This window comes from Rhizobium sp. LC145 (assembly GCF_001005825.1).
Taxonomy (GTDB): Bacteria; Pseudomonadota; Alphaproteobacteria; order Rhizobiales; family Rhizobiaceae; genus Neorhizobium.
The window spans coordinates 570,549-583,664 of the sequence record NZ_LBHV01000003.1 but is presented as its reverse complement, the minus strand read 5'-3'; the positions used below and the strand labels follow the sequence as shown (position 1 = coordinate 583,664).

Below are 13,116 nucleotides of genomic sequence, written 5' to 3'. Positions count from 1 at the left end.
TTATGCTGCCTCCATGAGGGCCCGCAACATTTCGTCGACGGCAGCCATGAGCTTGGCGGCAGCCTTGTAGGATTGCTCGATATCGAGCAGCAGGGACATTTCCTCGTCCAGGTTCACGCCGGTCTGGCTCGAATAGGCATCCATGGCGCGGCTGAGCATCGCGGTCTTCGTCTCGTCCGCGACCGTCGCGGAGCTGCGAAGCTGCTCGAGCCAGCCGACGGAATCGGCTGCAAAGGAGAAGAGGTCCTTGTTGCCGCCGATCCCCGTTGCCGGGTCGAAGGGGATAGCGCCGTCCATTGCCTTGTAATACTTGTCGAGCAGATCGGAGAAGCCGCTCGCGCCATCTCTGTTGACGATATAGGGATTTGGCGTGGCCGGATCGGTGTCGATATCGTTGATGCCGCCGTCGCGCAGCAGCGTCGGGTTGCCGGCCGGCGGGACGACCGCGGGATTGACGAATATCCGCGAGGCAAGGCCGGGGACAATCGCGCCGGAGGCGGGAATGGCGGTCTGCTGAACCCCGAAGCTGTCCTTGTAGGTGAAGAGGCCCGTGAGCGGCGTCAGGGTGCCGTCCGGTCCGGTTTCGGCGAAAGCGACGATCACGCCGCGCGCAATCTCGTCGAGCTGGGTCTGGAATTGCGGCGCGATCTCGTCGCGCAATTGCAGGAGCCCCTGGAGCGAGCCCTTGGCGCTGGTATCCGCACCGACGCCCGCCTTCATGGGCGCGCCGTCGATATAAATGCCGTTGCCGGTGGTCGCGGCATCATATGTATTTGTCGGAGTAAAGGTCACCGCGCGCGGCACGGTCTCGAACAGCGTGGTGCCTTCCGAGGTATAGAGCACCATGTCGTTGTTTTCGCGGACATAGCTGGTGACACCGACGATTTCGGAAATCTGCTTGAGGACAGTGTCGCGCTCGTCCAGCGCGTCATTGGGATCGCCGCCGACGGCAGTCGCGCTCTTGACCTTGTTGTTTGCCGCCTCGAACTGCTTCAGCAGGTTGTTCAGCGTATCGACGTCTTCCTTGATCTGCTCGTCCGCGCGCTTGCGGATGGCCTGCAGTTCCTTGGAAGTGGTGTTTAGCGTGTTGACGACATCCTGGGCGCTCGACACCACGGTGGTGCCCACCGTGGCATCATTGGGCGTGGCCGCATAGGCGTTGAGGTTGTTGAAGAGCGCCCTCAGCCGCACCTCCGGCGAGTTCTCGTAGTCGTTGCCGCCGAGCAGGCTCTTGATTTCCGTGAGGCCGGTCAGCACGGTGCGCTGGCCGGTCGCAAACGAGGTGCTTTCAATGGTCTGGCGCTGCAGGGAAAGGTTCTGCGCCCGCTCGATGCCGACGACGAGAGCGCCGGCACCACCGGTGACGTACACGGCAGAACGGCGAACATAGTTCGGGTTCTGGGCGTTCTGGATATTCTTCGCCACCACCGACGACTGTGTGCCGGTGTTGTTGAAGATCGACTGAGCCGTGGACATTGCGGACGAGAGTGACATTTCGACTGCCTCTACAAACCTCTAGGCTTCTTTATCTCTTCAGGTTGACCAGGACTTCCATGAGCTCGGAGCCTGTCTGGAAAACCTTCGAGTTCGCCGTGTAGTTACGCTGAGACTCGATCATGCTGGTGAGCTCCTCGGCGATATCGACGTTGGAATCTTCCAGCGCACCGGAGAGGACTTTGCCGTAGCTGCCATTGCCGGGATAACCCATGACGATGACGCCGGAATCGTTGCTCTGGCTGTAGACGTTGCCGGCCAGCGGCTTCAGCATGTCCGGGCTCTGAACATTCGCCGGGAAGACGATGTTGGGGACGACGGTATAGCCGTCGATCGTCACGAGCTGGCCGTCGGCATTCTGGTTGAACGCGCCGGCGCGGGTATAGACGGTGTTGCCGTCAGGCGTCTGGATCTGGAACCAGCCGCGGCCGACGAGTGCGAGATCGAGGCTGTTTTCCGTGTGGGTCAGCTCGCCTTGCGTATGGATGTTGCGCACGGCCGCCGTCTGCACGCCGAGGCCGATATTGGCGCCCTCCGGAACGATCGCCTGGTTGGCACGGTTGGGCACGCCCTGGGCGCGCTCGGTCTGGTAGAGCAGGTCGGCGAATTCCGCGCGGGCCCGCTTGTAGCCGGTCGTGTTGATATTGGCGATGTTGTTGGCGATGACCTCGAGATTGGTCTGCTGGGCATCCATGCCCGTCGCCGCGACTGAAAGCGCTCTCATGTCTTCGTCCTCAATGCGTTAGATCGGCATCTTCGTGATTTCGAGATAGGCGGAGACGATCTTGTCGCGCAGCGCGATCGCCGTCTGAAGGGACTGCTGTGCTTCAAGAACCGCATCGACCACCTCGCGGGTGTTCGCCTTGCCCTCGATCGCCTTGAACGACATGGCCTCCGCGCCCTTCAGGCTGTTCATGGCGTCCGTCGCCACGTTGCCGAGGACGCTTGCGAAGTTGAGGCCCGTGTTTTCGCCGGAGACCTGCCCGGCGCCGCGAAGGCTGGAGGTGGTTTCGCTTGTGGCTTCGTCGAGGCCGCGGGTCAGCGAAAGGGAACTGACTTTTTGAATATTGTCGATCATTGTCCGCTCTTCAGAAGGTCGATGGTGGAGGCGACGAGTTCCCGCGTCTGCTTGATCACCTGGAGATTGGCGTCATAGGAGCGGTTGGCTTCCCGCATGTCCGCCATCTCGATCAGGAGGTTGACGTTGGGCGTCTTGACCATGCCGCGCTCGTCGGCTGCCGGATGATTGGGATCGAACTCCTCGTGGAATTCCGAATTGTCCACGCCGAGCTTCTTGACGCCCACGAGGTCCACCTGCCGGCTGGCATCCATCACCTCACCGAAGGTGATCGTCTTGCGCCGATAGGGATCGGCGCCGGGCGTATCCCCGGTCGTGCGGGCGTTGGCGATATTTTCCGAGACGATGCGCAGGCGCGTGGATTGCGCCTCAAGTCCCGAGCCGGCAATCTTGGACGCGGCTGAAAGAGGATCCATGATCTTACCTTCTTACAGTCATCAACATCATGTTGTGGAACGACTTCACGAGATTGGTGCCGAGCTCGTACTGCCGCTTGATCTCGCCCGTCTTCGTCATTTCCTGCGACAGCGAGACGGTGTTGCCGGATTCCTGCATGCCGATCTCGTTGTTGAGTTCGCTGTCCTCTATCCGGATGTCGTCGCTCAGTGCGCTTTCGGCGAGATGCGCTGCGTGCGTGCGGGCCATGGGCACATAGGTCCGGTTCAAAACCGCCTCGAAGGGGGTCACGTCCTTGGCCGTGTATTTGGGGGTGTTGGCGTTGGCGATGTTGCCGGCAACAACTTCCTGCCGCACGGAAAGCCACTCGGCCTGGCGCGATGCGAGGGCAAACAGTTGAATCGGTTGCATAGGCTTCTCTCCATCTTTGCGTCGAAGCCTAGGCCGGTAAACTTGCGTCAGACTTACGGGCTTTCCGGCTCCTGAACCATTTCGCCGGCAGAGGTGATGATGGCCCAGCGGCCTTCGCGCTGCTCCAGCTTCGCAAGCTTGCTTTCGTCCGGCAGGGTCGAACCGACGCGGACCATGTACATGCCCGATCCGTCCTCTATGAGGGCGCGGCCGTTGGCGACATGGAGAAGACGGAAACTGCCCTTGCCGGGAAATGGCTGCTCCTCGATCAACGGACCGGTCTGCCGTTCCTCGCCGATCGAGGAGACGGTGGCCGTGGTCAATCTATCCAGGGGCTGGAGCGGAGCCGGCAACGCCTCGTCCGGCGTGTTGTCCACCATGGCGAGGGGCGAAACGCTGAAGACGTCGCGCGGAGCCATCGGCGGCAGATCGCGGGTTCGGTCCAGATCGCTCGCGTTGATGCCGAACTTGTCCTGGTTGAAGAAGACATACCATGGGAACAGCGCCGATGCAGTGGCGAGCGCCAGGCCAGTGGCGACCAGCACGCGGTCGCTCAGACGCGATGCCTTCCTGGGAAACTGGGCCGAAGCCATGGGCTCTTCTTTCTTCTTCACGATCTGCTACCTCTGTCTGGCGGGCGGTGCCGGCGGCTGACCCGCGCCAGCCCTGAGCGCCGTCGCAAGATCGGCATAGGCATCCGGCGCGGGCTTTTCTCCCGGCGTCTGCTTCAGCACGTCATAGATCACCGGCACCTGCTTGATCGCCATATCGAGATCGGGATCGCTGCCGGTGCGATAGCCGCCGATGAGCCGCAAATCGCGCGTCTCCTCGTAGCGATGGATGAGCGATTTCAGCCGCGAAACCAGCTTTTCCTGATCCGGTGTCCAGGCCTTGCGGGCGAGACGGGAAATGGATGCCAGCGGATTGATCGGCGGATAGCGCCCTTCCTCCGCCAGGCTGCGGTCGAGCACGATATGGCCGTCGAGAATGCCGCGGGTGGAATCGGCGATCGGATCGTTGTGGTTGTCGCCATCGACGAGGATCGAGATGATCGCCGTCACCGTGCCCGTGCCTTCGACGCCCGGCCCCGCCCGTTCGAGAAGGCGCGGAAGCTCGGTGAAGACGGAGGCCGGATAACCGCGCGCCACCGGCGGCTCGCCGGAGGCGACCGCCACCTCGCGGATCGCATGGGCAAAACGCGTGACGCTGTCGACGATGAAGAGGATGTTTTCACCCTTGTCGCGGAAATGCTCGGCGATGGTGACTGCGACCAGCGGCGCCATCTTCCGCAGCATCGGGCTTTCATCGCTCGTCGCAACGACGGCGATCGACTTCGACATATGCTCGCCGAGCGTATCCTCGATGAATTCGCGCACCTCGCGGCCGCGCTCGCCGACGAGGGCTATCACCACCTTGTCGAAAGCTTCGGCGCGCGCCAGCATCGAAAGCAGCGTCGACTTGCCGACGCCCGAGCCCGCGAAGATGCCGAGACGCTGGCCGAGGCAGAGCGGCGAGAAGATGTCGATCGCGCGCACCCCGGTGCGAAAGCCGGTCTCGACCCGGCTGCGCGTCATGGAAGGCGGCGCGGTGCTGGAAATCGAACGCGGATCGAGGCCTTTCGAGAGCGGCCCCTTGCCGTCTATCGGTTCGCAAAGGGCATTGATGGTGCGGCCGCACCAGCTATCGTCGGGCGCGACGCGAAAGGCGCCCTTGCGGATGACGGTATCGCCGATGCCGATCGGTTCGCCGGGCTCGATCGGGCAGACATAGACGAGGTCGGGTTCGACGCGCACCACTTCGCCAAGATGGATGCCGGTGGCGCTGCGATGCGCCACGAACTCGCCGAGCCGCACATGCCGCGAAAGCCCTGCAACGGTATAGTGCCCGGCAGCGATGGTGCGCACATGCCCGCCCGGCGCGACCGAGAACGCCGGATCGGCATAACGCGTCGTGAGCCCGGCCAGCTGCGCCAGCCTTCCGCCATTTGCCGTTTCGAATACCGTTGCCTGAATGCTCATGATCCGTTGTCTCTCTCAGCCTTATCGGGCGCCGCCGAGGGTCCTGAGCGCCTCGCCGAAGGAGGATTCGGAATCCCGCATCAGGGCGGAAATGCTCTCGAAAGCACGGTTGACCTGGATCAGCTCGGTCATCTCGCCGAGGCCGTTGACGTTCGACTGCTCGACATAGCCCTGGACCACGCCGTATTCGAAATTGTTGACCACCGGCTGCGGCGCCTGAACGGGGATCACGCCGCTGTTGTCGTAGCGCAGGTAGCCCTGCGAAACGTCTGCGGTGAAGAGGCCGAGATTGGCGACCGGCCGGCCGTCCTGCATGATGATGCCGTCGGCGCCGACACTCGGCGGACCACCGTCGCGGTTCAGCTGGATCGGCGCGCCGCCGGCACCGAGAACGGAAAAGCCTCGGATCGAGCGGAGCTGGCCGGTTTCGTCCATCGTGAAGCGGCCGTCACGGGTCAGCACCTGGCCGGCGGGCGTATCGAGCGCGAACCAGGCATCGCCCTTGACGGCGAAATCGAGCGGATTGCCCGTCTGCTGCAACTGCCCGGTGCGCGTGGCGAGATAGTCGTTGCCCTGTGTCACGAATGCGATCTTGGCGTTCTGCTCGTTGCGCGTCTTGCTCATGACCTCGTCGAACTTGATCTCGGTCGCCCGGAACCCGACCGTGTTCATGTTGGCCATGTTGTCGGCGATCGTGTTCAGGCGGCGCTCCAGCGCGATCTGCGAAGAAATGCCGACGTAAAGTCCGGATTGCATGTCATTTGCCTCCGAGTTTCAGGTTATTGATGGAAAGAAGCAGATCGGGCGAGATCCCCTGCGACGCGGGAGCAAAAAGCGCCGATGCACTCGTTCCGGTATCGGAGGGATTTTGCAGCTCCCACATGGCCGAGAAGCGCTCCAGGAACTTGTTGACCTTCGTCGTATCCTGGAAATCCTCGATGTTCAGAGCCTCCTCGATGAAGGCCGCCTGGCGGTCGACATCGAGCGACGCCATCTCGACGGGCATCTGGAGGACGGTGCGCACCACTTCCGTGAGCGCGTCGTCGGCAAGGATTTCCATGCCAGACTTGATGGAAGGAGCCGTGCGCGCGAAATAAAGCGCAAGCCGCACGCCGGGATTTTCCTCGCCCGCCTCCTCTTCCAGGGTCTGGCGCTGGAATTTGTCGACCACGCCCTTCTGCGCCCGTTCGAAGGATGTCGCCGCCGCGCCGTGAGTCTCGAAATTCAGCGATTCGACCAGCGACGCATAGCGGCTGTCCGACAGCTGGCGGGCGAAGGCGTTCTCGTCGCGGTTGCCCTCGGTCAGCACCTTGCGCATGAAGGCCTTGGCATAGGCCATGTCCTCCAGGCCATGCGCCTTCAGCGCATAGTTATAAAGGCGGCTGTCGGCCATGAATTCGTCGACCGATTTGATGCTGCCGATCTTGGAAAGATAATATTCCGTCTCGCGCGCCACATCCGGCTTCTCGGCGACGCGGGCCAGCGACTTCGGAAGGTCGCGGCTGATCAGGGTATAGCTGACATAGGTCGTGATCATCTTCTTCGCCCAAATTCGTGGAAAACGCGGGAGATCGCTCTACGGCCGGCAATCCGGTCCGATCCTGCCGAAGCTATGGGAAAAGACTTGCGCGAAACTGTTCCGTTTCCCGCAGGTGAAAACGCTTGGCCAACCAGCCTCACGCAAGCCAGACGCCTTATCCCGAGAGCATTGGACAACGACCAAGCGCAGGTATGGGATGAACATTATCATCGGTTTCGTCATCACCTTCGGCTGCATCATCGGCGGCTACATGGCGATGGGCGGCCACATCGACGTACTCGTCCAGCCGTTCGAGCTGGTGATCATCGGCGGTGCGGGGATCGGCGGCTTCATCATGGCGAACCCGATGAAGGTCGTGAAGGATTCCGGCAAGGCGCTGGGCGAAGCCTTCAGGAATGTCGTGCCCAAGGAGCGGGACTATCTCGACGTTCTCGGCGTGCTCTATTCGCTGATGCGCGACCTGCGCACCAAATCGCGCAACGAGATCGAAGCCCATATCGACAACCCGGAAGAATCCTCGATCTTCCTGTCCGCTCCAGCCGTGCTGAAGAACAAGGAACTGACCGCGTTCATCTGCGACTACGTGCGCCTCATCATCATCGGCAATGCCCGCAGCCACGAGATCGAGGCGCTGATGGACGAGGAAATCGAGACCATGCACCACGACAAGATGAAGCCGTATCACGCGATCACCGCCATGGGAGACAGCTTCCCCGCCATCGGCATCGTCGCGGCCGTGCTCGGCGTCATCAAGGCGATGGGCAAGATCAACGAATCGCCGGAAGTTCTCGGTGGCCTGGTCGGCGCGGCCCTCGTCGGCACCATGCTCGGCATCGTGCTTTCCTACTCGGTCTGCAACCCGCTCGCCTCGCAGATCAAGATCGTGCGCAACAAGCAGCACCGGCTCTACATCATCGTCAAGCAGACCCTGCTCGCCTACATGAACGGCTCGGTGCCGCAGGTCGCTCTGGAATACGGCCGCAAGACGATTTCCAACAAGGAGCGCCCGTCGATCGACTCCGTCGAGCAGGAAATGATGAATCCGGGCGGTGAAAAGGCGGCATGACGATGAGCCAGGCGATGCGAAGCACACCACCAGCCATGAACCACGCCCTTCTCGCGAAGCTGACGGGAGGGCTCGGCGACAGAAATACGGTCGAGAGGATCGGCGGCGAGTTCGCGCAGCTCTACACCGAATTCTTCCCCGACGTGTTCCAGAGCGAAACCGGCATCGACATCGCCGTCTCCTATCAGGGCTGCACATCCGGCCTGATGCCGGATCTGATCGCCGACCTGGGGGATACCTTCGCTCTTACCGACGGGACCTTGCGCAACTGGTGCCCGAATTTCGTGTTCGCCTGCGGCAACAGTTTCGTGATCGCGCTGATGGAGCTGATGCTGGGCGCCGGTCCTCATACCGTCGAACAGCCGATCGAGCGGCCGCTTTCCGATATCGAACTCGACCTTGCGTCCATGGTGTTCGATCGTATGGCGAATGTTCTGCGCTCCGGCGTCAACGCGCCCGGCGGCTTCGAGGCTAGCCTCGAACGGCCCCTCAATGCGGAAGACCGGCCGCAGCCGGACGAGGCCGCTCCGCTCGAATACGGCGTCGCGATCCGCATGGGGCTGGAGCTCGGCCCGGTCGTTTCGGAATTCGCCCTCATCATTCCCCAGCGCGCCTTCCTGAAGACCAAGGTGGTCGCACCGAGATCGAAAGGGCAGGTTTCGAAGAGCAAGCAGGAATGGACCGAGCGGATGGAAGAGCAAGTCCGCCGGTCCCAGGTGACGCTCGAGGCGACGATCCGCCTGCAGGCCCTGACGCTCGGTACGGTTTCCCGGCTCGCGGTGGGTGATATCATCGCCTTCAAGGACAAGGGAGACGTGCAGGTTCGGGTGAGCGCCAACGGCAAGGACATGTATTCGTGCGAGTTCGGGCGTTCGGGCGAGCGCTATACGGTCCGCGTGAAGGACAATATCAGCACCGACGACGAGATCCTGAAGCACCTTATGGGATGAGCCTCGCAAGCCGAGTGCATGTCTCATTCGCCAAGGGCAGGCTGACGCAAGTTTCAATGGGAATAATGATCGCATGGCTACGAAGAAAATACCCCTTACCGAAGACGACGCATTGATGCCGGTCGGCAATGAAGTCGCACTGGATCAGGCCATCGACGATCTGCGCGGCGTGCTGAAGGCCGATGCCGACGTGCCGCCCGCCGATTTCGACATCGGCGGCAGCGATTTTTCCGCCGCCGAGACCCCGGCCTTCGGCGGCGGGTTCGACATGAACGGCGCAGGCTTCGGTAGCGAGAATTTCTCCGCTTCCGCGGAAGCCATGCCGCAACCTGGCAGCGCGCTCAACGCCAATCTCGACCTCATCATGGATATCCCGATCGACGTGGAGATCGTCCTCGGCTCCAGCCGCATGCAGGTCTCCGGTCTGATGAACCTCGAGGAAGGCGCGACCATCGCCCTCGACAAGAGGATCGGCGAGCCCGTGGAAATCACCGTCAACGGACGCCGGATCGGCAAGGGTGAAATCACCGTGCTGGAACACGACGACACGCGCTTCGGCGTGAAACTGACGGAAGTGCTGAGCACGAGAAGAACCTGATCCCTGTGGGGACAGAGAGGAAAGGCCATGATGGACTTTGACGATTTCGGTGGCGGTGCAGTCGCCGAGAAGCCGTTGTCCCATACTGAAAAGGCGGCGGCTGTCCTCCTCGCTATGGGCAAGGGCGTCGCCGGCAAACTTCTCAAGTATTTCACCCAGAACGAACTGCAGCGGATCATCGCTTCGGCGCAGACGCTCCGGGCAATCCCGCCGGACGAGCTCGCCCAGCTCGTCAACGAATTCGAGGACCTCTTCACCGAAGGCACGGGCCTCATGGACAATGCCACGGCGATCGAGGCCATCCTGGAGGAAGGCCTGACGCCGGAAGAAGTCGACGGGCTGCTCGGCCGCCGCACGGCCTTCCAGGCCTATGAAGCCTCCATCTGGGATCAGCTGCAGGAAGCCGAGCCGGAATTCGTGGCGAAGTTCGTCTCGCGCGAACACCCGCAGACGATCGCCTACATCCTTTCGATGATGCCTTCCTCCTTCGGCGCCAAGGTTCTGCTCAAGCTTCCCGAAAGCCGCCGCGCCGATGTCATGAACCGCACGGTGAACATGAAGGAAGTCAGCCCGAAGGCCGCGCAGATCATCGAGAACCGGGTGGTCGAGCTTACCAAGGCCATCGAGGCGGAGCGCAACTCCAATGGCACGAACAAGGTCGCCGAGCTGATGAACGAGCTCGAAAAGCCGCAGGTCGATACGCTTCTCACCTCGCTGGAATCGATCAGCAAGGAAGCCGCGACCAAGGTGCGCCCGAAGATCTTCCTTTTCGAGGACCTTCTGTACATGCCGCAACGCAGCCGTGTTCTTCTGCTCAACGACGTGGCATCCGACGTGCTGACCATGGCGCTGCGCGGCGCGACGGTCGAGATGAAGGAATGCGTCCTTTCGGCGATCAGCCCTCGCCAGCGCCGCATGATCGAGTCCGATCTGGAAGTTCTCGGCGCGCCGCTCAACCCGCGCGAGATCGCCATCGCCCGCCGCGCCATCGCCCAGGAAGCGATCCGGCTTTCCAATTCTGGCCAGATCCTGCTCAAGGAGAAGACCGAGGACGAGAAGGCCGCGGAAGCCGCCTGAGCCTGAATATGAAAACTATTAAGGGGCGGAGCGGGCTGATGCCGGTTCCGCCCTTGCCGTTTTGGCACTCTCGTACACAGGCTTTTTGCCGTCCCGAATGGGATTTAGCCGGCAATGAGATAACGTGAAGCGAGGCAGGGAGCCGATTCGCGTGCAGGGATGAGCCTTGTCGGACGATAAAGACAGCAAAACAGAAAGCCCGACAGCCAAGAAGCTGACCGAGGCGGCCGAGAAAGGCAATGTGCCCTTTTCCCGCGAGGTGACGATCTTCGCCTCGACGCTCGCCTTCTATCTCTTTCTCGTCTTCTTTCTTCCCTCAAGCGTCTCGCAACTCGGCGAAACGCTGAAGGACCTCTTCGAGCAGCCCGATCAATGGCGCCTGGAGAATACACAGGACCTGATTTCGCTCGGCGTGCATCTTGCCTGGGCCGCCGCCGCGGTGCTGGCGCCCGCCATGCTGCTCTTCATCGTATTCGGCATCGTGTCCTCGATCTCGCAGAACATGCCGTCACTGGTGCTCGAGCGAATCAGGCCGCAGGCGTCACGGCTTTCGCCGGCCAAGGGCTTCAAGCGCATCTACAGCCTGCCGGGCCTGATCGAGTTCGGCAAATCGGTATTCAAGATCGTCGTCGTCTCGATCATCATGTATTTCGCGCTGCGGGGCGAGTTCTTCGCCTCGCTGGACGCGATGTTTTCCGATCCGCAGGTGATTCTCGTCAAGCTCGATACGATCACGCGCAAGATGGTCGTCGTCATCCTGCTGTCGACCGCCGTGCTTTCGGTCATCGATTTCCTCTGGACGCGCCATCACTGGTTCACCGAGCTGAAGATGACGAAGCAGGAAGTGAAGGACGAACACAAGCAGTCGCAGGGCGATCCGCTGGTCAAATCCCGCCAGAGATCCGTGGCGCGCGACCGCGCCCGCCGGCGCATGATCAACAATGTTCCCCGCGCCACGCTGGTGATCGCCAACCCGACCCACTATGCGGTGGCGCTCCGCTATGTGCGGGAAGAAAACGATGCGCCGATCGTCGTCGCCAAGGGCCAGGATCTCATCGCGTTGAAAATTCGCGAGATCGCGGAGGCCAATGCCATCCCCGTCTTCGAGGACCCGCCGCTTGCGCGCTCCATGTTTGCGCAAGTCTCGGTAGATAGTGTCATACCACCAGCCTTCTACAAGGCAGTGGCAGAACTCGTGCACCGGGTCTACGCAACCCGGTCGCTCAAGCAACGGACACGCTAGGCGTCATGAAGAAATGCTCCCATTCCACAGAACGTGAAAAGATCCTCGCCCGAGCCCTGAGCCCCGTGGCGACGGAATTGCGCCTTCTCGACGCCGCAGACCTCATTTCCCTGCTGCGCTTCGAATGCTACGGCAATCTCTCCGACCTGGTCGCCTCGGCCGCGGAGCTTTATTTCCACCCCGGAACCGTCAATTTCGGCGCCGGCGGAGAATACAGGCTGGAATGGAGCGGTCCCGCGGAGGTCATCCTCGACCTCGAGATCAAGCCGCCGGGCATAAACGTCTACGCGCGATTGACACTGACCGACGCGCAGGCGGGCATCGAGATCGATCACATCGCCTTTCACGATCCGTCGGAGAGCCCGGAGGAGAACACCGCTTTTCTGGAGCGGAGCCTTGCGGAAGCGCAATTCATGCGGAGCGAATCCTCCGCGGCGGTGTTTTAGCCATCTAATGCAGTACGGACTGACGCGGACCGACGGCCTGCGTCAGTTGATGTAGCCGAGCCGGATGGCCTTGGCGATCGCCTGGATGCGGTTGACCGAATCCAGCTTGATGGTCGCCGAGCCGAGATAGGCATTGACGGTGTGAACCGAAAGCCCAAGGATTTCGGCAATCTCCTCGCTGATCCTGCCGTCACCGGCGAGCTGCAGACAGGAGATTTCGCGCTCGCTGAGCGATTCGGCGGGCACGCTTCGCTTTTCGTCGAGGGCCAGCAGGTCCATCATCACCTGGCAACTGCGGATATGCTGCTCGATGATGGCATCGCTTCCCAGATCCATCGAATTGCCGAGGAATACGGCATAGCCGTTGCCGAGCGCGCCGAGCCGCACCGGAAAGGCGACGCCGGAAACCGGCACCACGTCCGGTTCGAGCCGGCGGACAAGGGGAGAAAGTTCGCCAGCCTCGGCAGAGCCGGCCCCGGTTGCGTCCGCGCCGCGCCAGATCAGCGGCAACAGCGAGAGTTCCATATGTTCGAGGAAAACCTCGCCATAGCCTTCGATGAGCCTGTTGCCGTTCTCGAGACCGCCCGCGCCCCAATTCTCCAGCTCGCAGACCAGCTTGCGCTTGTTCGGCAGGCCGGCGCCGGCGATCCGGAAGACCGCGAAGTTGCGGGCCTTCAGATTCTTCTGCATGGCGATCATTTTCGGAAAGATATCCGATCGGCTGGAAGCGCGCTGGAGGCGCAGATACTGGATGCCCCCCTGGCCTTCTGAACCGCCGCGTGTATACGCCATATGCCCC

At 61.8% G+C, this 13,116-nt stretch carries 16 protein-coding genes; 6 read left to right on the top strand and 10 right to left on the bottom strand.

The window, feature by feature from the left end:
* Genes flgK through YH62_RS11180 form a run of 9 tightly spaced genes read right to left on the bottom strand, consistent with a single transcriptional unit; the run spans nt 1 to nt 6,934 of the window.
* Nucleotides 1-1,494, bottom strand: a complete 1,494-nt coding sequence (flgK, locus tag YH62_RS11220; RefSeq protein ID WP_046794245.1) for a flagellar hook-associated protein FlgK — start codon at nt 1,492-1,494, stop codon at nt 1-3.
* A gap of 31 nt (nt 1,495-1,525) precedes the next feature.
* Entirely contained in the window at nt 1,526-2,218 is a 693-nt protein-coding gene (locus YH62_RS11215) for a flagellar hook-basal body complex protein (RefSeq protein WP_046794244.1), read from the bottom strand.
* An 18-nt stretch (nt 2,219-2,236) separates the two neighbouring features.
* On the bottom strand, nt 2,237-2,572 hold the full coding sequence (locus YH62_RS11210) for a flagellar hook-basal body complex protein FliE (protein WP_046794243.1): 336 nt from the start codon (nt 2,570-2,572) through the stop codon (nt 2,237-2,239).
* Nucleotides 2,569-2,988: a flagellar basal body rod protein FlgC gene (gene flgC, locus YH62_RS11205; RefSeq protein WP_046794242.1), complete on the bottom strand. Its 420-nt coding sequence runs from the start codon at nt 2,986-2,988 to the stop codon at nt 2,569-2,571. The genes YH62_RS11210 and flgC overlap by 4 nt, the downstream gene beginning before the upstream one ends.
* A gap of 4 nt (nt 2,989-2,992) precedes the next feature.
* Nucleotides 2,993-3,379, bottom strand: a complete 387-nt coding sequence (gene flgB, locus YH62_RS11200) for a flagellar basal body rod protein FlgB (RefSeq protein ID WP_046794241.1) — start codon at nt 3,377-3,379, stop codon at nt 2,993-2,995.
* A gap of 53 nt (nt 3,380-3,432) precedes the next feature.
* Nucleotides 3,433-3,996 (bottom strand): hypothetical protein, encoded by a 564-nt coding sequence (locus YH62_RS11195; RefSeq protein WP_046794240.1) that lies wholly within the window; start codon nt 3,994-3,996, stop codon nt 3,433-3,435.
* Nucleotides 3,997-3,999: 3 nt separating this feature from the next.
* Nucleotides 4,000-5,397 (bottom strand): flagellar protein export ATPase FliI, encoded by a 1,398-nt coding sequence (gene fliI / locus YH62_RS11190; protein WP_046794239.1) that lies wholly within the window; start codon nt 5,395-5,397, stop codon nt 4,000-4,002.
* A gap of 21 nt (nt 5,398-5,418) precedes the next feature.
* A complete protein-coding gene (gene flgF, locus YH62_RS11185) occupies nt 5,419-6,153 on the bottom strand; it encodes a flagellar basal-body rod protein FlgF (protein ID WP_046794238.1) in 735 nt (244 codons plus the stop codon).
* Between the two features lies 1 nt (nt 6,154).
* The gene (locus YH62_RS11180) at nt 6,155-6,934 is read right to left on the bottom strand and encodes a DUF1217 domain-containing protein (protein WP_046794237.1); all 780 of its coding nucleotides are present in this window, start codon (nt 6,932-6,934) and stop codon (nt 6,155-6,157) included.
* A gap of 199 nt (nt 6,935-7,133) precedes the next feature.
* On the opposite strand from YH62_RS11180, the gene motA reads away from it, so the two are divergent.
* The 6 genes from motA to YH62_RS11150 all read left to right on the top strand — a co-directional run bounded on the left by motA (nt 7,134) and on the right by YH62_RS11150 (nt 12,317).
* Nucleotides 7,134-8,003 carry a flagellar motor stator protein MotA gene (motA, locus tag YH62_RS11175; RefSeq protein WP_046794236.1) on the top strand — a complete coding sequence of 290 codons (870 nt, stop codon included), beginning with the start codon at nt 7,134-7,136 and terminating at the stop codon, nt 8,001-8,003.
* The gene (locus YH62_RS11170) at nt 8,000-8,953 is read left to right on the top strand and encodes a FliM/FliN family flagellar motor switch protein (RefSeq protein WP_046794235.1); all 954 of its coding nucleotides are present in this window, start codon (nt 8,000-8,002) and stop codon (nt 8,951-8,953) included. The genes motA and YH62_RS11170 overlap by 4 nt, the downstream gene beginning before the upstream one ends.
* 73 nt (nt 8,954-9,026) lie before the next feature.
* Nucleotides 9,027-9,551 (top strand): flagellar motor switch protein FliN, encoded by a 525-nt coding sequence (fliN, locus tag YH62_RS11165; RefSeq protein ID WP_046794234.1) that lies wholly within the window; start codon nt 9,027-9,029, stop codon nt 9,549-9,551.
* Nucleotides 9,552-9,578: 27 nt separating this feature from the next.
* Nucleotides 9,579-10,628, top strand: coding sequence for a flagellar motor switch protein FliG (gene fliG / locus YH62_RS11160; protein ID WP_046794233.1), 1,050 nt, complete (start codon nt 9,579-9,581; stop codon nt 10,626-10,628).
* Nucleotides 10,629-10,794: 166 nt separating this feature from the next.
* Nucleotides 10,795-11,871: a flagellar biosynthesis protein FlhB gene (flhB, locus tag YH62_RS11155; protein WP_046794232.1), complete on the top strand. Its 1,077-nt coding sequence runs from the start codon at nt 10,795-10,797 to the stop codon at nt 11,869-11,871.
* A 5-nt stretch (nt 11,872-11,876) separates the two neighbouring features.
* On the top strand, nt 11,877-12,317 hold the full coding sequence (locus YH62_RS11150) for a hypothetical protein (protein ID WP_046794231.1): 441 nt from the start codon (nt 11,877-11,879) through the stop codon (nt 12,315-12,317).
* A 42-nt stretch (nt 12,318-12,359) separates the two neighbouring features.
* Here the strand turns inward: YH62_RS11150 and YH62_RS11145 are convergent, their stop codons facing one another.
* On the bottom strand, nt 12,360-13,109 hold the full coding sequence (locus YH62_RS11145; protein ID WP_046794230.1) for a helix-turn-helix transcriptional regulator: 750 nt from the start codon (nt 13,107-13,109) through the stop codon (nt 12,360-12,362).
* Nucleotides 13,110-13,116: the final 7 nt, after the last annotated feature.

What these genes read in the sequence shown, in the direction of transcription:
- YH62_RS11170 (WP_046794235.1), top strand. Translation starts at nt 8,000, where the DNA reads ATGACGATGAGCCAGGCGATGCGAAGCACACCACCAGCCATGAACCAC.
- fliN (WP_046794234.1), top strand. Translation starts at nt 9,027, where the DNA reads ATGGCTACGAAGAAAATACCCCTTACCGAAGACGACGCATTGATGCCG.
- flgF (WP_046794238.1), bottom strand. Translation starts at nt 6,153, where the DNA reads ATGCAATCCGGACTTTACGTCGGCATTTCTTCGCAGATCGCGCTGGAG.
- fliG (WP_046794233.1), top strand. Translation starts at nt 9,579, where the DNA reads ATGATGGACTTTGACGATTTCGGTGGCGGTGCAGTCGCCGAGAAGCCG.
- YH62_RS11145 (WP_046794230.1), bottom strand. Translation starts at nt 13,109, where the DNA reads ATGGCGTATACACGCGGCGGTTCAGAAGGCCAGGGGGGCATCCAGTAT.
- flgC (WP_046794242.1), bottom strand. Translation starts at nt 2,988, where the DNA reads ATGGATCCTCTTTCAGCCGCGTCCAAGATTGCCGGCTCGGGACTTGAG.
- motA (WP_046794236.1), top strand. Translation starts at nt 7,134, where the DNA reads ATGAACATTATCATCGGTTTCGTCATCACCTTCGGCTGCATCATCGGC.
- YH62_RS11150 (WP_046794231.1), top strand. Translation starts at nt 11,877, where the DNA reads ATGAAGAAATGCTCCCATTCCACAGAACGTGAAAAGATCCTCGCCCGA.
- YH62_RS11180 (WP_046794237.1), bottom strand. Translation starts at nt 6,934, where the DNA reads ATGATCACGACCTATGTCAGCTATACCCTGATCAGCCGCGACCTTCCG.
- flgB (WP_046794241.1), bottom strand. Translation starts at nt 3,379, where the DNA reads ATGCAACCGATTCAACTGTTTGCCCTCGCATCGCGCCAGGCCGAGTGG.
- YH62_RS11210 (WP_046794243.1), bottom strand. Translation starts at nt 2,572, where the DNA reads ATGATCGACAATATTCAAAAAGTCAGTTCCCTTTCGCTGACCCGCGGC.
- flgK (WP_046794245.1), bottom strand. Translation starts at nt 1,494, where the DNA reads ATGTCACTCTCGTCCGCAATGTCCACGGCTCAGTCGATCTTCAACAAC.
- fliI (WP_046794239.1), bottom strand. Translation starts at nt 5,397, where the DNA reads ATGAGCATTCAGGCAACGGTATTCGAAACGGCAAATGGCGGAAGGCTG.
- YH62_RS11215 (WP_046794244.1), bottom strand. Translation starts at nt 2,218, where the DNA reads ATGAGAGCGCTTTCAGTCGCGGCGACGGGCATGGATGCCCAGCAGACC.